Below are 21,127 nucleotides of genomic sequence, written 5' to 3'. Positions count from 1 at the left end.
GGATTAAACGCATGTTTTAAAATATTTCGACATCTTCCGATCTATTCCTCCAATGATATAAAAACCGGGAAAAAGTAACTAAAAATTTATGATAGGGGGGACAAAATACCCAGCCCGCTGTATAAGGGAAGTCATTCCTTCTTTTCCATACAAGCAGAAACGGCTATCGCCGTCCTTTGGACAAGCGCGTTTATTTTAAAGAAAACCTCCTGCTTCCCCAAGCGGGGAAGCAGGAGGTTACTCAATGCTGTATTCCCATTAGCCGATTTCACTATGGAAATCATGGCCGGGATTATTGCATCTTGCCGCCTCTTCTTCTCACGAGCAGCAAGCCTGCAAGCAGAATCAGAGCTCCGAATACTCCTAAGTTATACAAGTTGGTGGATGTATTCGGCAATTGGTTGTGCTCTGAAGCCGGCGATTGGGCCGGCGAAGCGTTATCTGCAGGCACCTCTGGAGTTACTGCTTCCTCAGGCTCTGCAGGTAATGCCGTCTCTTCTTCCGGTTCTGCCGGAGGTGTTACCTCTTCTGGTTCTGAAGGAATCTCAACATCTTCGGATGTGGATCCTTCTCCAGGCTCAGATGGGGAGGTTTCGTCTTCCTCATCATTAGAGTCAGTCGGAGGTGTTCCTCCGCCGCTGGATGGAGGGGTGGTGTCCTCGTCCGGTTCCGCAGGAGTTGTCGGCTCCTTCACTTCGACAATGATCGTGACTTCTGTCCGGCCGCCTTTGCCGTCGTCAATGATCACCGTGAAGCTGTCCTCTCCGACAAAGCCCGGATCCGGTGTATAGGTCCAGTTACCATCTTTGTCTACTTCCACCTTGCCATGCTTTGGATCTTTGCCTTTTTCATACGTCAGTTCGTCGCCATCCGGATCTTCACCTTCGATTTTGCCGGATACTGGTGTATCCTTCGGTGTCGTTACTTTAACATCCGGTGAAGTCGGTGGACGATTGTCATCAGGATCCGTTCCGTTTCCTGGGTCTGTTCCAGGATCCGTTGGCGGAGTATTCGGCTCCTTCACTTCGACGATGATCGTGACTTCTGTCCGGCCGCCTTTGCCGTCATCAACGATCACTGTGAAGCTATCCTCGCCGACAAAGCCCGGATCTGGCGTATAGGTCCAGTTACCATCTTTGTCTACTTCCACCTTGCCATGCTTCGGATCTTTGCCTTTTTCATACGTAAGATCATCGCCGTCCGGATCTTCACCTTCGATTTTGCCGGATACCGGCGTATCCTTCGGTGTAGTTACTTTATAGTCCGGTACGATTGGCGGATGATTGTCGTCAGGGTCGGTTCCGTTTCCTGGATCGGTTCCATCGTCAGGATCCGTCCCATCGCCAGGATCCGTCGGCGGTTTGTTCTCCACGCCGATTTCTACCGTCGGTCGACCCGGCTTGTCCATGTCGTCTCCGGTGACTTCAGCGACATTCACAATCTTACGACCGTCCTGGCCGTCTTGGATGATCGCTTTGAACTCCAGCGTATGCCAATTTGTATCCGTTATATCCCCGTAGAGTCCAACGACCCGGCCGTCTGCGAAGTAGCCGTTATCGTCATAGACTGCACCGTCTTCGCCGTATACACTGCCGGTAACTGTCGCTCGATTGGCGTACACACTATCGGTGACCGATTCGCCATCGACCTTCAGACTGCCCGGCACGTAGGCCAAGCCTTCCGGTAGGACGTCGGAAATGACGAAATTGCGGATCAGACTGTCACTTACCGTATTGCGGGCCTTAATCGTGTAGATCACGGTATCGCCGACTTCAAACACGCTCTTGCCGGCTTCCTGATTGACCGCCGTCTTTACCGATTCCAGCGTCGAATCCCGCGGAAATACTTCGATTGTCGTCGACGGCTCATCCGGCTCTTCCGTATTGTCACCACCGACTACGGCGATGTTTTGAATATCTGCGCCTGCTTGTCCTTGATCTACGGTCACTAAGAAGGTAACCGTATGTTCGGCGGTATCCGTCACATTGCCAAAGGTTCCTGTGACTGTGCCTCCGACGACATGACCGGCGTCATTGTCTTCGGCATCCGTTACTTTGCTGCCATCGACTTCGAGACTGCCTGGCACATAGGTCAAGCCTTCCGGAATGATATCCGTGATGACCAGGTTTTCGACCAAGCTATCTGCGATCGTATTTCTTGTTGTGATGGTGTAACGAATGGTGTCGCCCACTTCTGGGTTGTTGGTATCCGTATTTCCATCTGCTTTCTCATGAATACTAGCGATCTTCTTAGATTCCAGCTTCGGATCTTTCGGATCCACTGTGATTGGAACTTCTGGATGGGATGGTGGGACATCCTTACCTTCCACCATCGCAATGTTTTTCAGTTCCTTCCCGGATTGTCCGGACAGAATCTTGGCATGGAAGGTCAGCGTACGCCACTCGGTATCTTTCACTTCACCGAAGTTTGCCGTAACGGTACCATTCTCAAATTTTGCGTCTACTTCCGGATCTGCTTTCAAGCTGCCTTCGACATATTCCAGTCCTTCCATCAGCTTGTCCGAGATCGTGAAGTTGTTAATGATACTTTCCGACACAGCGTTTCGAGCTCTGATGGTATAAACTACTGTATCGCCGACTTCGTATTTCTCTTTAGCTTGATCCAAGTTCGCTGCCGTTTTTTCGGATTCAAACTTGGGATCTCTTGGATATACCAGTACTTCTTCCTCCGGACTGTCTGGCTCAGGAACATTTTCACCACCGACAGTGGCGATGTTTTTAATATCTGCTCCAGCTTGCCCTTTGTCTACAGTGACAAGGAAGGTAACCGTATGTTCGGCGGTATCCGTCACATGGCCAAAGGTTCCTGTGACCTTGCCTCCAACGACATGGCCTGCATCATCACCTTCGGCATCCGATACTTTCACACCATCTACTTCGAGACTGCCTGGTACATAGGTCAAGCCTTTTGGAATCATATCCGTGATGAACAGGTTTTCGACCAAGCTATCTGCGATCGTATTTCTTGTTGTGATGGTGTAACGAATGGTGTCGCCCACTTCGGGATGAGCGGCATTTTTATTGCCATCCGCTTTTTCGTGGATACTAGCGATCTTCTTAGATTCCAGCTTCGGATCTTTCGGGTCAACCTTGATCGGAACTTCTGGTTTTGCTGGTGGGACATCTTCACCTTCCACCGTCGCAATGTTTTTCAGTTCCTTGCCTAATTGTCCAGACTGAATCTTGGCATGGAAGGTCAGTGTACGCCACTCGGTATCTTTTACTTCACCGAAGTTTGCCGTAAATGTACCATCCTCAAATGTTGCATTTACTTCCGGATTTGTTTTCAAGCTGCCTTCGACATATTCCAGTCCTTCGATCAGACTATCTGTAATCGTGAAGTTGTTAATGATACTTTCAGATACAGCGTTTCGAGCTCTGATGGTATAAACAACGGTATCGCCAACTTCGAATTTCTCTTTAGCCTGATCCAAGTTGGCTGCCGTTTTTTCGGATGCAAACTTTGGATCTCTTGGATATACCAGTACTTCTTCTTCTGGCTTATCTGGAACTTCCGTATTGTCACCACCGACAGTGGCGATATTTTTAATATCTGCTCCAGCTTGTCCCGCTCCTACTTTGACGAGGAAGGTCAATGTGTGTTCGTCCGTATCCGTAATGTCACCGAATTGACCGATGACGGTGCCTTCTTTGTAGTGGCCGTTGTCATCGTCTTCTGCATCGGTGACGGTTTGACCATCGACTTTCAGGCTTCCAGCTACATACTCCAAGCCTTCTGGAATCGCATCTGAGATGACCAGGTTTTTGACCAAGCTGTCTGTTACGGTGTTTTTCGTACTGATCGAGTACAGCAGCGTGTCCCCGACTTCCGGATGTTCCAAATCGGTGTTCCCAACCGCTTTATCTTGGATGGTGGCGGTCTTCGTCGATTCTAACACCGGTTTCTGATAAGTAAGTGGTGTTTTCGTCTCATTCGAATCGACTTGTTCTTCTTCATTTGTTAATAGATTGTCATAGCTTACTTGTGCTTTGTTGACAATTTGATTGATACTATCACTAACTAAAGCCTTTACTTTAAACTGAACGGTAATTCCATCAGGTAAATTGCTCGCGTTTGGCAGGTCTCCTAACTTAACAATAACTTTCTGCCCGTCGAAATGACCGGCATCGCTATCGTCTTCATCTGTTAAGTCGCCTTGCCCCGGTCCGTTTGTAATTTTTAACGAGCCTGGAACATATACTGTACCTTCAGGAATAGCGTCCTCAAAAACTGCATTAGCCGCAATGTCTCCACCATTGTTCTTAATGGTTACTTCATAGGTTAACTCTTGGCCAGCGAAGACTTCGCCCTCCGGAGAAGCTGTTTTTTCTGCGACAACACATGGTTCAGTGCCAAGGAAGATGTCGTCTAGGAAATTGCCAGTTTGAGGTTCCCCGTGAACCGAGTCTACTGCTTCAAAACCAAATCGAGTTACAGTTTGACCAGCAGGAACTGTATAAGTTCCACGATACTCTACCCACCCTTCAGAAGTGTGGGTGCTTATCGTTTCAACAACCGGTAGATCACCAGGAGCAGTCGTATTTGAACCGATTCTAACTGTCATTGTATCGTACCCTTGCACATGTCTATGGTATGCAGCTCTGTGTGATAGTCGCCAACTAATCGTTTGTCCCGGAGTTGTTTTTACATCCTGATACAATTGACTAGATTCAGAAGCGTTTAATTCTACATACTGCTCTCCATCAGGGACATCAGTTATATGATGGTATTTGCTATTTATATCAGGATCTATACCAAGTTTAGTTGGAGAGCCAAATTCAATAACTCCTGTACTATCGGTAGTTTTCCAGCCTGGTACAAAATCATCATAGATGTACATCCAAGAGGATTTACCACTTTGATTGATAGCATCATCAGGAAGATTCGACAAATCCGGTTCCTCAAAACTACCATTAATCAGCGCCACTGGTGCTGCACAGGCGTTTGGGGGTTCTATCGGATCAGGCGGATACACGTCAATGGTATGGTTCGGCTCGTCTGGCGTGTCTAGATTGTCGCCAGTGATAGCGGCAATATTTTCAATGGTCTGGCCGGCTTGTCCAGAAGTAACCTTCACTTGGAACGTAAGGGTATGCCATTCGGTATCCGCTACATCTCCAAACCTTCCGGTTGCTTTAGCACCGACATTCTCGCCTTGATCATCATCTTGATCATCACTGACGACTGTACCATCTACAGTCAGGGTACCCGATACATATTCCAACCCTTCCGGAATCTCATCCGAAATGACGAGGTTTTTCACCAGACTGTTTTCGACCGTGTTTCGCGTCTGAATCGTATAAAGAAGCGTATCTCCTACTTCCGGATGTTCCACATCGGTGTTACCTTCCGCTTTTTCCAGAATCTCTGCTGTTTTTTTAGATTCAAGTACTGGACGATTGGGTTCGAATTCCGGCAAAACTCTTGATGCTAAGTCAAAAATTAAACCCCCTGTCATAGCGCCTAGGTAAGTGGTACTATTAGTTTCCGGGTCAATTATATAGAATTTTGGATTAGGATTACCGCCAGCCAGCAGCATTTTTCCGCTGGGCAAAAAGCTGATTCCTCTAACCCCCCACTCTATAGCTACACCATCTGAATTAGTTATAGGGACTCTGCGTAAAACATTCGCAGTCTCTCGATCCAACTGCATAACTGAGTTAGCTCTATAAAACCAGAGGTAGCCGTCACCATCGGCAACAATATCGCCTCCTAAGTCTGCGGCCGAGCTATCAAGGCCCTTTATTTCGGTAGAAGTCTTATTGCCGGTACTTAGATCATAAGAACCTAGGAATGCTTTGTCGCCAATTCCATACGAATAATAATATTTCCCATCATAAATTACAGCATTGCCCGCGATACCATCTAACGTTGTTACATATTCTGCTTTCCCATCAGCAGCGATTCTGTAAAAGTTAGCTGATCCAAGGGCACTAGCATAGAAAGCATTTTCGGTCAAAGATAGCGCTAATCCGTTTAAATTATTCACAGTGATGCCTGTTATAGGGACACTTGCCTTGGCAGTAGTTGTTGGGTTATTTCCATCAAATTGAACAAGGGTCATTCCCTGGGCACCATAGGAATCTACATCATTAATCGAAAAGGGTTCTGCAGCATGGATTGGTGCAGGCGAAACAAACGGCAGTACCCCCCAATGACGAGTAAAAATACACAAAATTTAACGAGGAACTGTTTTAATTTGTATTTGTTTGCCCTCGTTAAGCGAGTACTACTCAAGCGTTTCCCTCCCATCGTGGTTGTTAGACCGGTAGTATAAGTTCAGTTCAGTATCGATCTTTCCCACTATGCATTACATGTTCAAAACCATTCGTTTTCTTATCCGTTGTCAATTTGCTCATATGATGGTCGCAACTGATTTCGATACCATCTCCCCTATCTTTTTGTTCTGATATGAACCATATAATCATGTAGGAAAACATCATCAGAGATTCGACAACCACCTTCCTTCTTGGATTTAAACTATTGTTTAAATCTTATGAAGATTATACATCTGTTTTAAACACTTCGACATCTTTTGATCTATTCCTCCAAATAATATAAAAAATAAGAAGGATTTACTAAAAATGATTAATATTATTCTCGGTGAGAGGACAAAATACCCAGCCCGCTTATATAGGCGGAAATTATTCTTTCTATTTCTCTATAATAAATAGAAACCTCCTGCTTCCCCAGGCAGGGAAAACAGGAGGGTGCACATTTGCTTATTCCCATGACACGAATCACTATAGAAATCCATGGCCGGGAAGGCTTGCATCTAGCTGTCTTCGCTTTTTATGAGAGCGATCTTATCCGTTCCATTGATTAACCATTTCGTTCCGATACTCGGTTGGGGAGCACCCATTCAGCTTCCGAAACGTCTTGGCAAAGTGGGAATAATCCTCGAAACCAACCGAATGGCCAATCTCATACACCTTGATGAACGGCTTCTGTAAATAGCGCTTGGCCTGCTCGATTCTCATCCGGGTCAAATAGCGGATGAACGATTCGCCGGTCACCTTTTTGAACAGGGTGCCTAAATAATTCGGGGTTATCCCGAAATCGTCAGCCACCTCGCCCAATGAAAGCTTCGGGTCAGAGTACCGCGATGCCATAACCGACAGCACTTCCTTTATCATCGGATGCTTATTCTCTCCTGTGGCCTGCGGCTCATGGACCGGTTCAACGGGTGTCGGACGGCTCTGCCTCTTGTGCTTCAATTGTTGAAGCATGGCAACGAAATAATCCGGATCGATCGGCTTGAGAATATAATCCGCCGCCCCGCAGCGAATGGCCGTCTGGGCATATTGGAAATCCCCGTATCCGGACAGGATAACGAAGTCCGTCTGGATCTGGCGCCGGCTCATCTCCTGCATAAGGGTAAGGCCGCTCATCCCCGGCATGCGAATATCGGTTATTACGACGTCGGGGGTATAAAACTCGAGAGCTTGCAGCGCCTCTCTCCCGTCGCTCGCTTCAGCCACAATCCGTATCCCTTCCGTTTCCGTCTCGATCAATGTGCGGATCGTCTTCTTGACGACCCGCTCGTCGTCAACCAGCATAACATTTAGCATGTCTTACCCACCCCTGATAAAGGATAAAGCCGTCGTTCGACTATCGGAGGCGCACTCCTTCTATTCTTTGAGAGACCCGAGCATAGCTCCTTTGACAAAATGCTTCTGCAGGAACGGATACACCAGCAGAATAGGCAGCGTCGTGAAGATAATGGCGCCCGCCTTAATCATCTCCGGAGTTTGCAGCACATCCGTATCGAACATGTTGCTGTCGAAGCCCGAGTCAAAGCTGCTGTTCTGAACCATATTGCGAAGCTTCAATTGCAGCGGGAACAAATGCTCCGAGCGAATGTAAATGAGTGCGCCGAAGTAGGAATTCCACTGCCCCACCGCATGGAATAGAGCAATCGTAGCCAGGACCGCCTTGGACAGCGGCAGGACGATGCGTACGAAAACTCCGAACTCCCCGCAGCCGTCAATTTTGGCCGCTTCAATCAGCTCTTTGGAGATCCCTGCGAAGAAGGTTCTCATAATGATAATATAATAGGCACCTAGTGCACCAGGAATAATTAACGCCCACAGCGTATTATTCATTCCCAGCGCGTTGACCACCAGGAAGCTGGGGATCAGCGGCGACGGGAAAATAAAGGAGATCAGGATAAGTCCCACTATCCATTTGCGCGCGGGCATCCGCGGTCTCGTCAAGGTGTAGGCCAGGGAAGAAGTCAGCAGGAGACACAGCAAGGTTCCCGCGAGAGTGATATAGATGCTGACCCCCATGGCGCGCCACATATCCGCCATGCCGAACAAGGTATGGTACACATCCAGGAAAAATCCTTTCGGCCACAAATAAACCAGCTTGGCCCCGGCATATACCGGATCGCTCAAGGACACGGCAAGCAGGTGGATCATCGGAGCAATCATGGAAAGACTAATCAGGAGGATGACAGCACCATTGGTCCATTGAAACAGCTTATCCGAACGCTCCATGTTCATATTAGTCCCTCCATTTCTAGTAGATAGTTTCCCCGGTCGTCTTCTTGCTTAGCTTGTTCAACGAGACGACCAGAACGACGCTGACCACCGCTTTGAAGATACCGATAGCCGTTGTATAGCTGTAGAGGCCTCCCGTCAACCCGACCCGGTATACATAAGTATCGAACACCTCGCCTACTTCCCTTACGAGCGGGTTCAGGAAGAATAGCACTTGCTCCACATTGGCGTCCATCAGATGGCCGATGCGCAGCAGGAACAGAATGATGATCGTGGGCATTAGCGAAGGAAGCGTAATGCTCCACATTCTTCTCCAGCGCCCTGCCCCGTCCACCATAGCCGCTTCGTACAAGTTAGGGTTAATGGAGGTCATGGCGGCCAGATAGATGATCATCGACCATCCGATTTCCTTCCAAATTCCTGCGCCAATGACAACGCCGAGGAAATACTTGGGCTCAGTCAGGAAGGATACGGGCTCGAAGCCAAACCGGCCAAGAATCGTGTTGACAATCCCCTCATTGGCCAGAACTTCAACGAAGATTCCGCCGACAATAACCCAGGACAGAAAGTGGGGCAGATAAAGCAAGGTCTGCATGGTCCGTTTAAACCATTCCATGCGAATTTCATTCAACAGCAGCGCCAGAAGCAGCGGAGCCGGAAACCCGAACAGAATGGAATACAATCCGAATCTCAGCGTATTTCTCAAGACCATGAAGAATTCCGGGTAGTTGAACATATAGATGAAATGCTTCAAGCCTACCCATTTGCTGTGCAGAAAGCCCTGGAACAAATTGAAATCTTGAAAAGCTATAATGTTCCCCGCCAGAGGAATGTACTTAAAGATAAGAAAATGAAGCAGTCCGGGCAGCGCGATTAGAAACAGGACAACAGGGTCCGTCCATTTGATTTTCCGAAGCAATGGTACGTCTCCTTTCGTGATGAAATGGAAAGTGGTGTTCCAGACGCCATTACCTTATTGTCCCTGTCTGAAAGATGTATACCATTCGGTCGCTTCCTTGATCATTTGGTCCCCGCCGCGGCTCTTCCATTCCTTGACGAACTTGTCGAAGCCTTCATCCAGGTCTTCCTTGCCCACGACCAGCTTCACGAAAGTATCATAGAAAATGCTTCCGGCCGACAGATCCACGGCAAGCTCCGGATGTCCCACCAGAGATTCCAATGGCGGCATTCCCAGCGAATCGTGCTTATATACGGATTTCTCCGCATCCTCATAACCCTTCATGATATGCTCCTCTTCCGGCTGGTACTTGATTACGGCAGAGCGGCTGGAGCCCCGTACATTGATGGTTTTGCGGTGGAATCCGCTGGCCTGGTTATCTACGTTGACCGCGGCTTCGGCGTCATACTCGATTTTGCCGTCCTTCTCCGTGTAATTGTGGCCCTCTATCCCGAAAGCGAAAAATTTCTCTGCTTCCGGAGTTCCCCATGCCCAGTCCAGAAATTTGATCACCTCTTCTGGGTTCTTCGTTGTGGACGGAATAACCCATACGAAATCAATTCCTTCCGATTGCGGTTGGAAATAGGATTCTCCGCGCGGTCCTTTCGGCGGAACGATCATGGTCGTCTTCGCATCCGGCTGGTTAATGTACTTGGTGATATCGGTGAAAGTGCCATATTGATTGACGGCGGCCCCATAGGAACCAACATAGCCCTTGAAAATTTCAGTGATGCGGTCGGCTTGCTTCTTGGTGACGAAATCTTTATGAATGTAACCGTTGTCATACAGCTTCTTATAAAAAGCGATTGCTTCCTTCATTTCCGGTTGAATGATATCCGGCTCCATCTGCCCGTCGCGCATCTGCCACGCGCCCGGCCGCACGCCGAAGGACCCGGTAAACACGTCGCTCCAGCCGATGTTGTCCGTAATGGCTAGGGCATATTCATTATTCGGATCTCCGTCGCCGTTCATATCATTCTGCTTCACGCCTTCGGCAAATTGCAGAAATTCGTCCAGGGTCGTCGGCACATCCATATTCAGCTTATCGAGCCAATCCTGGCGGATGAACATGATCCGGGTGGCAGGAGCCGCTGCCAGAATCGGGATGCCATATGTCTTCCCGTCCTTCAGTACGCGCGGACTTTTCCAGGCCTCTTCGGGAATATTTTTCTTAATATTGGGCCCGTATTTATCCAACAGCTCGTCCAGCTCCAGGAAGACCCCCTGATCGACAGCGCCGGCATGTACGTTCGAGCTGATTCCGCTGGTCATCACCAGATCGCCCAAATCTCTGGACGCAAAGCGGAGAGCCAACTGCTGATTATAGTCCGCACCGCCTCCCCAGGTCATCAATTCATACTCGAGATCATAGCCTGACAGCCGGCTGAGTTCCTTGATATATTTCTCTTTCTCACTCGCCGGAGCCTGTGCGGCAAACATTCCTCCGCCGTCCGTCGTCAGAATGTGAAGCTTGACCGGCTTCGCCTCCTGTTCCGGGCCTGCCCCCTTCGTTTCTTTGGCACCGCTTCCGCAAGCTGGCAATGTAAGCGCTGCAGCAAGAAGACATACGGAACCTATTGCTTTTGACCGTCCTTTCATGTTCGGTCTACCTCCCTTTCTATGTTTGCAATCGATTATATCAATGGCCGTGCTCGGCCTATATGGTCTAACTAAGGAAATTATGGTCAATTCCTTGCTGGCGGCTATGACCATGTATTTATTTCGTCCGCCGGACGATAGGGAAGCCGGACTTCGAAACAGGTTCCCTCTTCACCGGAATGCAGAATATGCAGCCCGTAAGGGGGCCCGAAGGCCAACCGCAGCCGGCTATGAACATTCCAGAGGCCGATTTGCCGGATGGTCTTCCCGGCCGACTCCACATCTTCAGACGCAAAGGCCTTATTAAATTTCGCCATAGTGCCCGGATCCATTCCCCTCCCCTTATCGATCACCTGCAGCTTGAAGCAGCTATCTTCCGCTTGTCCTGCGATGAGTACTTCGCCAGGATGAAGTCCGTGATTTTCGTAAGCATGGATAATCACATTCTCAATGATAGGCTGCAGGATCATCCTGAACAGTTGAACTTGATCCAGATCCTTCTCCTCTACGGCGATGTCGAACCGTAATTGCTCATAGCGCTCCTGCTGTATTCTTAAGTAGTTGCGAATATGGTGAATTTCCTCGCGAAGCGGTACCGGATGCCGGGGATCACTCGCACTGTAACGAAACATCCCGGCCAGCATGACCGTCATTTGGCTGATCGGTCTGACCTTGGCCTCGATCGCATAGGAATTGATAATTTCCAGACTGTTGTATAGAAAATGCGGGTTAATCTGAGACTGCAGCGCTTGAAGACGGGCTTCTCTCTGCTTAAGCTCCATGTCTTTGTGCTCGATGCGGGAGAGATGAATGACCTCGACCAATCTTTTGACCTCCAACAAAATTTTATTGAAGGTAATGAAGGCGAGAGCGAGAATAATCAGCCCGACAATCGCTGTAATCATTCGTAAATTGGGAAGCGTACCTACCAGCTGGTTCATAGGAACCTCGGACAGAAGCGTCATTCCGGTAGCTTTGGAGGTTTCATACACGATAATTTTATGCTCCTCCGCAGTGCGGTCGATAAAATATCCGCTCGTTTCCCGCATCTGCTCCCTCCAGACACCGGGGACCTCTTCCCCCCATTTGGCAAAATCGGAATGATACAGAAACTGATGATTGGCTGTATCGATAATAGCGATATGGTCATCCTCCCCGGGTTTTCGGCCGTCATCCATATCCAGCAGCCGGTCCAGCGAGAAAGCATAGATCATCGCTCCGGCGAAGCCGAAGGTAATATTGTCGAAGATGCTCCGCTGTACCATGACGACGGGAACTCCTCCTACTTTCTGAATGCCTATGACCTTGAAGCTTTCATCCGGTTCGACCGAATCCCGAATGTCGACGCCCAACCGGTTCGCGATCTGATCGCCAAGCACCGCGCCTTTAACCGAATACATATAGAATCCGGCGAATTCGTTATTGCCGTAGGCGATCTTCGGGTAGATCTCCTGGCTGATTTCCGACTTCAGCAAATACAAGCTATAAGCGTCGCTAGGATCGTATTTGACAAACTGCTGTATCCTGGGATCGCCCGGAAGCGTCTGAGTATCCAGCTTGATTCTGGCAAAATATTCGTCCAGGCGCTTATTCAACTGCCTGATCCACTGCGCATTGTAATAGACCGCGCTGTTCTCGATCGTCTGGGTCGTTTTGTTATACCATATCACTCCGATAATAAGAAAGGGGATACAGAAAAAAACGAGAAAAAACAAAGTTAACTTCTTCTTGATGGATAGCGGGCGAAACCAGTTCATGAGAGTCCCTTCTTTCCCCTGTGTAAAGTCCAATCCTTGCTGTTCCACATTTTATCCGTCATATCCTCTTCGGGCAAGGGAAAATCGTGAAGCGGGATCATCCGTAAGCGCTGCTTGTCGGGGGCTGAAAAGCCTGCAAATCTGCAGGATTTGCATATTTCACTGCCTCGGCCACCACAATTTCACTACACGGCCGCTGAAAAGCCTGCGAATCTGCATCCTTTTGGCCGTTTAGCTGCACAGCCGCCGAAAAGCCTGAAATTCCTGCAGCGCTTTACCCATTTCACTGCCACGGCCGCCACAATTTTGCTACACGGCCTCTGAAAAGCCTGCAAATCTGCATCCTTTTGGCCGTTTAGCTGCACAGCCGCCGAAAAGCCTGAAATTCCTGCAGCGCTTTACCCATTTCACTGCCACGGCCGCCACAATTTTGCTACACGGCCTCTGAAAAGCCTGCAAATCTGCATCCTTTTGGCCGTTTAGCTGCACAGCCGCCGAAAAGCCTGAAAAAAAACATCTTTTTTCTCGTTCCAGGGGTGATCAGGTGAGTTGAGAGCGAAATTGATGTATTATCGCAGGCTTTTCTCTAGAATGTTCATAATCGAATCAAAATTGATGTATTATCGCAGGAATTTTTACCTTCGGAACGTATTTTGGCCTGTACCTTATCGGGGCTAGTGCTCAAACCTTCCTCTAGGCGCGGTCGCTCTTCCTGCTTTGCTTCGATAAAGGTTTATACAGTACTTTGCGGGGAGCCCCGGAACTGGAGATGAATAACCGGTATCAGCGGAAGTTTTTTATGCCAATAGATGCATTACATTAACACTGCGAAGAACTAAATACCTTGATGTGGAAAAATAAACCTGAAAGTCCTTTTGGACATCCAGGTTATTTTGCAAAATGGTTTCTGTTCCGGGAAGATATGAAGTGTCTGTATTTGCTGCAGATTCCCCCAAATAAATTGATTACATCTTAAGCGAAAGTATCGTCAAGGATTTCCTATTTCTTTCCTCGCAAACGTTGACTGTTATCATTTGCTCAATATCTTCAAACAGGTATCAAACATATCCTTATTATAACGATAATATCCTGTCGGGCTCGCGTCAAAATTTGGTACAGCATTTTGTCTAAGCGGTAATCAGACGAACCTTTCTCTCGCCTAGATCTCAACTTACCAGTATCATCGTAGAAAAAATGTTGGTTTATGACAGCAGTAACTTTATCAAACTCTTGTCCAATAACTTTATGGGCGTTTCTTCGACCTATTGAGTATTTATCCTAGGTTAACGAGTAGTAACTGGACCCGGTGTAATTGTTCCAAGTAGATGGCCAAAGATTTCGCTGAATTGAAGTACTGGAGAGTGATATTTTTATATTTTATATTTGGGTTATTGGGGTTCGTAATCTTTATATTAAATAAGTTTATGATAAAAGCCACGATCTCCTTATTGGTTCCTATCTTATCTGTGAGTTTAATTAGCATTTCGATCTTTCCGGCGATATTGCGGGCCAAAACGCCTTTTATAATTTGTGGAATAGAATATTCGACAAAGAAATCACTTAACTAGGTTGAATAAGGCCATTACCCTTGACTTCCTTAATCAAAGTAAAAAGATCTTCGGCCTTATGCTTCATTGCTTCGATACCAAAATAATTCATGTAACTTTGAAAATGCTCTTCTTCTAAGGCTTTGAATCCTTTAGCATAAGAAATTAAATTGATAGATCGAAACGTCGCTCAATCCTTACTGATATGATTAACAGCTTTATGTACGAAAAACGATGGGGTATTCCCAAAAGAATGGCAAGCTTCACGTATTGTTCAATCCAATACGCCAAGCTGTCTTTTTCTGCTCTGGAAAATAGAAGTTTGTCTGGCCTCATTATTCCGTAAAGTGTTCTGTCTCACTTTTGCCCCTCCTTAGCAATGTTGATTAAACCATTCTGCCACAAAACACTTTACAGAAGGGACATTCTTAAAGTGTTTTGTGCGAATCAAAAAATTTTATATATTTTTTTCAAATTTACCGTGATTTTCCACTAGGTCTAAGCGTCATTAAATTGAAGTAAATAATTCACCTAGTGCAAGAACTCGACTGTTTCTAATTTAATGCAATAGCGCAATGTAAACCTGTTGATAAGCTGGCCAGCTATCATATATTAAAATTTCAGAAGGAGGGTTGAAATCGTAATACTGACTGTTTCTAGTAAAAGTATTTACTCGGTAGTAAAAAATCATATTATGGAGGTGTCGTCATGAAATCAGGTCGTATCTTATCTATTTTTATGAGTTTACTTCTTGTTCTGAGCTTCTCGATGAGTTCTGTATCGGCAGAAGAAAAGGCTCCAGGTAACCATGTACCATTTGAACACAATAACCTTTTTGGGTCTTTGCAATATCAAGACTCGGTCAAAAAGGAGTATATTCTTAACGATGAAGAAAGTCTAAAAAAATTTATTGAAAAAGATAATATTGAGGTTCCAGAAGGATACAAATTGGAATCAGTAAAAACTACAGTATATTATACGGATCCAGCGATTGAGCAAAATAATACACTGAACAATTCTCTAGGTTCCCCCGAAAATACACCAATGTCACTCTGGATCAAATATTGGTTTGGGGATGTAACTACTGTTGGAGAACGATATTATGCAGACCAACCACTCTATAGTGACTGGTTGAATGGGCCGTTACCTAACGGAATAACTTACAATTTAAAGGATACTATAAATGCAGGGTATAGTACTGAATTTGGTTTTTCTACCAGCGATATTTCAGCAAAAGTCGGCTTCGAAGTTGCTAAAGGTCATGAAATATCAAGAGACTTTCCTACAGATCCCGTTCCAAGCGGTAAAAAGTTAAACGTCAAAATATTCACGAACTACTTAGTGAAAAATTTTGAGGAATGGCAATGTGCAATGTATGGCGGCCTAGAGGTTCCAGACACAAGAAAAAAAGGTACCGGTAGTGCTTGGAAACCAATAGGTTATATCATTCAACAATATCTATACAGTATGTAATTTCCAATCAAACAGGGACATGCTATGCATGTCTTGTTTGATTTTTAAATGTTTTCAAAAATATTGATTATACGCGACTCGGCTTAATAAAACACTTATAATTAAGGAGATTACTTTAACTGAGGATGGTGGATCATGGACAAGCGAAAAACAGGTATTGTACTTTTAATCATTTCTTGTATTTTCATCAGTTCAAATTTACTAGCTTGGGCTATCGCTATTTCAGGTAATCAAAGTTACGATTTATCGAATAGGATGATTTATGAATTCATTGGTGATAAGGGCATTAATATTGGAATAGGTTGTTTAATTTTGGGGATCTTGTACTTAGTCTGGGCGGAAATTGAATACTATAGGTCAGGTTCTCGATAACGCAAAATACGTAAGCTAAAAATAGCCTGTTAAATGAGGGTTACGCTCGCCGTTTACTTCCGCCGACGGAAGTTGGAAATTTGGCAGCAGTAGGTTCTTCCGGTACGGCTTGCCTCCAGCTGCGGTTCAGATCTGATTGCCAGGTTGGCCAGCGCGCGACGAAAAAGATGGCCGACCTGCCCCCTTCCCAGTTGTAGAAGAGTATAGGGATTACTTCAAAAATATAGATTATCCTGTAACTACTCGAAAATTTAAATTTATTGATTCAAATCTGTAATTTAATTCAAGAATACAAAGTAAGAGAAATTAAAAACCAAAATCAGAAAGGACCGCATCCCCCGCAAGACTGCGGAATTTGAGGTCCTTTAGCATTGAATCTGCCTGGATAGGGTTGCTAGAACTAAAATTGTATTTTCAGACTGTCTCCGTTGACATACACGCCTGCGGAACGGGTAATCGGCAGCCTCTGTTCAGCCGAGAAACCAATGGTTTCCCCGTCCCTTAACGTAACGTCCTGTTCCAGGATATATCCGGAAATCTCAATCAGAAAATCGCGCAGCTCACTCGGACTCGCTTGAGAGAGTCCAGGATTTCGATCTCATCTTTGCCGAAGGCTCGAAGTCCGTAAGTATATGCGCCCATACCGTTTTCCGTTCTGATAAGGCCGAAATGTACGAGATTCAACAAGGGCAGCATATCATCGGATTTCATAAGGTTCGCGAATTCCAGATAAAGCTCGGGCTGAAAGACGGTACCGGAAGTGTAAATTCCGACGGCGTTCGGAAGTTTCAAACAACTGGCCGCAAGCTTCGTGTACAGTTTGGCGCTGTCGAGCGGGGAACCGGACCGGGTAAAGACGGCCAATATGATCTGGGCGACATGTGTTTTGGTAACTTCGACGGCATCCTTCCACAAATAGTTGGCCTGGGCAAAATATTCGGCTTCGCCATCCGGTACGGGGGCATCGACAAAGCTGACCGCCAACATGAAGCCGTCTACATCAAAAACAAGGGTTCCGCCTTTTTCTTTAGCGGCATCTTGCCCCTCTTCCTCCGGAGGCGGACAAGTGATGTTCCAATCCTGCAGCAGATTTGCTTTGATTTGTTCCAGATCGCATTCCGGCGAATTGAGCAGAACGAATCCGTTGAAGATGCCGGATGAATCGTCTTCGGATGCTTCTTCTTCCGATGCTGTATTTTGTGATTCTGCTTCGAGCGCTGCGGCCCGATCCATCCAGTACTGGCGGATCATTTCAACGAGAGCAATGGCTTCTTGCTCCGCCGTCGCAGGATCATACGGCTGCATCTCGCTGAACACATGGCCGCAATGCTGCGTATCGGAAAAAAACCTCCCTGCAAACCCGAGGCTTACAGGAAGGTTCAATTCGAAGGCAGCACTTACCGCACAATGGCGGGCCACTGGAAAATCGTGCGGAAAGCATATGTATCCCATCTTCCCGCACCCTTTCCTTTATTTTACATACACCAGACAGACAGCGATCAGACCGCCGTCCTGAGTAGTCACTTTTATCGTCGCGGTTCCCGCGGCCATCGCCTTCACCTGGCCCGCAGCATTAACCGTCGCCACTGCTATGTTATCCGATTCCCAGATGACGTTCCGATTGCTGGCGAAAACCGGGGCTACTTCCGCCTTGAGTACAGCCGATTCCCCTGCAGCCAGATGAAGCTCCGTGCGGTCCAATGTCACGCTCGTGACCGAAACGGTACGATCCTCAACCGTATAGCGCCACAAAGTGTTGCCGTAAGAGGCGGCCGGACCATTTTTAAAATAAAGATTGCCATAAGCATCCTGAGCCAGTCGATGCGAGTCCTGATTCCGGAGAATGGTCATCTCCTTGCTTGCCGGGTCCATTCGGAATAGTTTGCCATGTGCCGTCCCGTATACATATCCGTCCTTGCCCAGCTCCAGCTGGACTCCGCCCCTTTCATAATGCAGACCTGGTAATTTCTCTTCACGGTAGATCACCTCTTGCTTCTCCGGATCGAAGATGAACAGCGTCCCTTGAGCAAGCCCCCAAATATGACCTTCCGGACCGACCAGCAGTGCGCCTATGGCCGTAAGTCCGGGTACGGGAACCGTTTCGAAGGTAATTCTTCCTTCAGAGATATCCCATATAAACAGCTTCGCTTCTTGAGCAACGGGCTGCGAGCTTTCGCCATAGATGCTGGAACCGCCATATACTTTCCCGTCCTTATAGGCCAATGAAATGACGCTCTGGTCGGGGATCAGGTTGCGGCGGATGTCCGCTTGCCCGGTAGCGATATCATAAATCGTAAAGGCCCCGCCCAGCATTCCGTAATGCGGGGAAGATCCGATGAACAGCTTCTGATGCTCCTCCGACCCAGCCATGGCTACCGGCCGATTCTGATTCTCGCTCCCCATGGTAAACAATTGACGCGGGTTCTGTTTGCTTTTCCACGGTTGGCTCAAATCGTACTCGAAAATCTTCGCATCGGGGTAGACGCCGAAATACATCTTATTCCCCAAGGTCAAGATCGACTCCGACTGCCCAATGCCGGTCTGCTGCACAATCGTTCTGGTGTCGGGATTGAAGATACCCACCCCTCCGGAAATGTATCCGTTGCTGTAAATATTCCCGTCCGGACCTGCTGCGACGTTAAATATATCTGTTGGCTGAGCCGGAAGCGGCAATGTAAAGACCTTCAGCTTCTGAGTCTGCAAATTGTACTTGAACGCCTTGCCTTCATAATTGCCTATGAAACCGAATAAGGTCGGCCCCGGGTAATCGGGATCATTCAATCGGACGAAGCTCCATCCGATCGCTGTCTGGCCGAGCACGGCGGGATGGCCCCCAATCATTACCTGGCCGGTTGTCTTAGTGTCCAGATTATACTCATACAGATGGGCACCGTTAGTGTAGTAGACGACATTTCTTGTCGGATCGGCAATAATTCCCCGGGAGTGGGCTGTGAATTCCGCATCTACACTTCCGGTAGCCACATCCAGCACAACCATGTTATATCCCGGATCCAGCTTGATGAACAGCTTTCCGCCCACCAGATTGAGATCGTAAACAAAGCTGTATTTTGCATATTCATCGGGCAGCAGGTTTCTTTTTGCTCCCGTAGCAGGGTTAAATTCGATCAGTGCGGCATGGGCCCCGACCCCGGCATAGAGCAATTCTTTCTCCCGATCGTAAGCGACACCGCGAACATACTGCTCCCCGGGCTTCATCTGGCCGTAATCGGTCATTCCGTTGGCAGGATCATATTGAAACAAATTACCGCCCGGGTAAGTTCCCCCATAGATTTTTCCATCCTTGCCTGGAATCATACCGTAAATGACGGTAGTCCCTGCAACCGGCTGGCCTAAATCCTCCACTAGATCCGCGCCGGGAGTATATTTATAGAGGTGCCCGTTCGGATAGCTGCCAATATAGACCGTGCCGTCCTCTGCCGTTACGATAGACCACGATCCGGTTGCCCCCGGAAGGTCGAAGGTTCGGACGACCTCTTCCGATTCCGTATCGACAATGGCGAATTGGCCAGGGTCCCCTACAATAACGGTATATCCGACATCTTTACCGGCTGTGTCCTGTCCGAACGCTCCCGTCATGATGGTCAGATTGGCAATCTGTACGCCTAAATCCTCCATATAAGGGGTGACCTCGACCACTTGCGGAGTTTCCGCAATAACCGCCCCTTCCGCATCAACGACCCGGTAGACAAACGTATAGGTTCCTATCCTGGAAAACTTCAGCGTCCAGGTTTCCGTCTGGCGGTATTGTGCGGGAAGGTCCTTCCCCGGCGCCCACTCTCCCTTGTTCATGAAGGTATGAACCACTCCTGAGCTATCCTCTGCCCGGAACAATAAATCGCCGGGTCCTTCTATTTTCTCGAAGGTAATAGTCACATCCTCGTATCCTTCCTTCCCGAGCTCCTCTGTCTCCAAAGTAACCGGGACCTGAAGGTATTGTCCGGCTCCTGCGGTTTCAGGCAGGTCATACTGAAAGCGATAGGTAGAGCGGCGGTCTTCCCCGGCACCTGCGCCCTTAACCCTCACACGGATTTCATCCGACACTCCTCGATAGGTGGCTTTCAGTGTCGCTTCGCCTTCCTTCAGCGCCCGCACAGTCATGCCGGATACGGAGAGTACGGTCTTGTCGCTGACTGTAAGGATGACATCGGAAACCTGTTCGCTCCCTCCCTTGTGAAATTTCGCGATGACCCGGACCTCCTTCGATTTTCCTTCCTTCAGGTTAAGCGCTTGGGGAACAATCTTGATCGATTGCGGAATTTTCCCCTCCGCCAATTCATTATGCATCCCCCCCAAACTTTCCGAACTATTTGCAAAAACAGGCATCACCGCCAACATACTGCACAAGCCAATGAGCACCAACGCCGTCCATCTGCGCAGCATTCATTCAACATCTCCCTTCACTGGATTTGATAGTGGACATTTGAGTCGTACAACATTTCGTATATTGAGTATAAGTCTTGTTGTAAAGCGCTTTCATTTCTTTTGGTCAAAATTACCCGCCTTCTAAAAAGTATCCCTCCTCCCTATAAAAGGTGAAGAAGACAATCATGCAGTAATATCTACAAGTATTTTACCTGTACATAAATAGATTGGCAAGAGTATCCTTATAATCCTGCGGAAATTTAGTTTGACTGAGGTTGAAGTTCTAACTCGGTTTTTACTTGCGGCCCTCCAGATAGCAAGAATTCGGAACTTATATCCATATTGCCGCCCCATGGCCCAGATATAGCAAAAAGACATGCATTTGTGCATGTCTTTTTGCTGCATTTCCTTAAATCGCGAGAAAGACGAACGAAAATGCAGGTCTTTTACCTCGAAAAGCCGAAAACCAGTCAAAATCGTTAAATTCACCTGCACTTTTGCATGTCATTAGTT

Annotated in this window: 12 protein-coding genes; 3 read left to right on the top strand and 9 right to left on the bottom strand. The window is 47.5% G+C overall.

The genetic code is table 11. The annotated features are described in order from the left end of the window. Nucleotides 1-292: 292 nt before the first annotated feature. From FS806_RS09130 to FS806_RS09105, 6 genes are all read right to left on the bottom strand, one after another. Complete coding sequence (locus FS806_RS09130; RefSeq protein ID WP_144934839.1) at nt 293-6,085, bottom strand: isopeptide-forming domain-containing fimbrial protein; 5,793 nt, start codon at nt 6,083-6,085, stop codon at nt 293-295. A gap of 742 nt (nt 6,086-6,827) precedes the next feature. Continuing rightward, on the bottom strand, nt 6,828-7,592 hold the full coding sequence (locus tag FS806_RS09125) for a response regulator transcription factor (RefSeq protein WP_144934836.1): 765 nt from the start codon (nt 7,590-7,592) through the stop codon (nt 6,828-6,830). 60 nt (nt 7,593-7,652) lie between these two features. After that, nucleotides 7,653-8,528, bottom strand: a complete 876-nt coding sequence (locus FS806_RS09120; RefSeq protein WP_144934833.1) for a carbohydrate ABC transporter permease — start codon at nt 8,526-8,528, stop codon at nt 7,653-7,655. Nucleotides 8,529-8,544: 16 nt separating this feature from the next. Continuing rightward, the gene (locus tag FS806_RS09115) at nt 8,545-9,444 is read right to left on the bottom strand and encodes an ABC transporter permease (protein WP_144934830.1); all 900 of its coding nucleotides are present in this window, start codon (nt 9,442-9,444) and stop codon (nt 8,545-8,547) included. A gap of 54 nt (nt 9,445-9,498) precedes the next feature. Continuing rightward, nucleotides 9,499-11,082, bottom strand: coding sequence for an extracellular solute-binding protein (locus FS806_RS09110; RefSeq protein ID WP_186328290.1), 1,584 nt, complete (start codon nt 11,080-11,082; stop codon nt 9,499-9,501). A gap of 104 nt (nt 11,083-11,186) precedes the next feature. Next, a complete protein-coding gene (locus tag FS806_RS09105; protein WP_144934824.1) occupies nt 11,187-12,839 on the bottom strand; it encodes a cache domain-containing sensor histidine kinase in 1,653 nt (550 codons plus the stop codon). A 114-nt stretch (nt 12,840-12,953) separates the two neighbouring features. Between FS806_RS09105 and FS806_RS26105 the strand changes: the two genes are divergently transcribed. The 3 genes from FS806_RS26105 to FS806_RS09095 all read left to right on the top strand — a co-directional run bounded on the left by FS806_RS26105 (nt 12,954) and on the right by FS806_RS09095 (nt 16,231). Beyond that, nucleotides 12,954-13,163 carry a hypothetical protein gene (locus FS806_RS26105; protein WP_222126623.1) on the top strand — a complete coding sequence of 70 codons (210 nt, stop codon included), beginning with the start codon at nt 12,954-12,956 and terminating at the stop codon, nt 13,161-13,163. A 1,931-nt stretch (nt 13,164-15,094) separates the two neighbouring features. Further along, nucleotides 15,095-15,859, top strand: a complete 765-nt coding sequence (locus tag FS806_RS09100) for a hypothetical protein (protein ID WP_144934822.1) — start codon at nt 15,095-15,097, stop codon at nt 15,857-15,859. A 135-nt stretch (nt 15,860-15,994) separates the two neighbouring features. After that, nucleotides 15,995-16,231 carry a hypothetical protein gene (locus FS806_RS09095; protein ID WP_144934819.1) on the top strand — a complete coding sequence of 79 codons (237 nt, stop codon included), beginning with the start codon at nt 15,995-15,997 and terminating at the stop codon, nt 16,229-16,231. 400 nt (nt 16,232-16,631) lie between these two features. Here FS806_RS09095 and FS806_RS27075 read toward each other — a convergent pair whose 3' ends face one another. The 3 genes from FS806_RS27075 to FS806_RS09085 are packed head-to-tail and all read right to left on the bottom strand — an operon-like array spanning nt 16,632 to nt 20,632. Continuing rightward, nucleotides 16,632-16,754 (bottom strand): DUF4261 domain-containing protein, encoded by a 123-nt coding sequence (locus tag FS806_RS27075; RefSeq protein ID WP_397347120.1) that lies wholly within the window; start codon nt 16,752-16,754, stop codon nt 16,632-16,634. 20 nt (nt 16,755-16,774) lie between these two features. After that, nucleotides 16,775-17,683, bottom strand: coding sequence for a hypothetical protein (locus FS806_RS09090; RefSeq protein WP_370451791.1), 909 nt, complete (start codon nt 17,681-17,683; stop codon nt 16,775-16,777). An 18-nt stretch (nt 17,684-17,701) separates the two neighbouring features. Then, entirely contained in the window at nt 17,702-20,632 is a 2,931-nt protein-coding gene (locus FS806_RS09085; RefSeq protein WP_144934816.1) for an Ig-like domain-containing protein, read from the bottom strand. Nucleotides 20,633-21,127: the final 495 nt, after the last annotated feature.

The organism is Paenibacillus sp. 32O-W (genome assembly GCF_007679495.1).
In the GTDB taxonomy this organism is placed as follows: domain Bacteria; phylum Bacillota; class Bacilli; order Paenibacillales; family NBRC-103111; genus Paenibacillus_L; species Paenibacillus_L residui.
The sequence above is the reverse complement of the archived record's forward strand: the minus strand, read 5'-3'. Positions and strand labels throughout refer to the sequence as shown.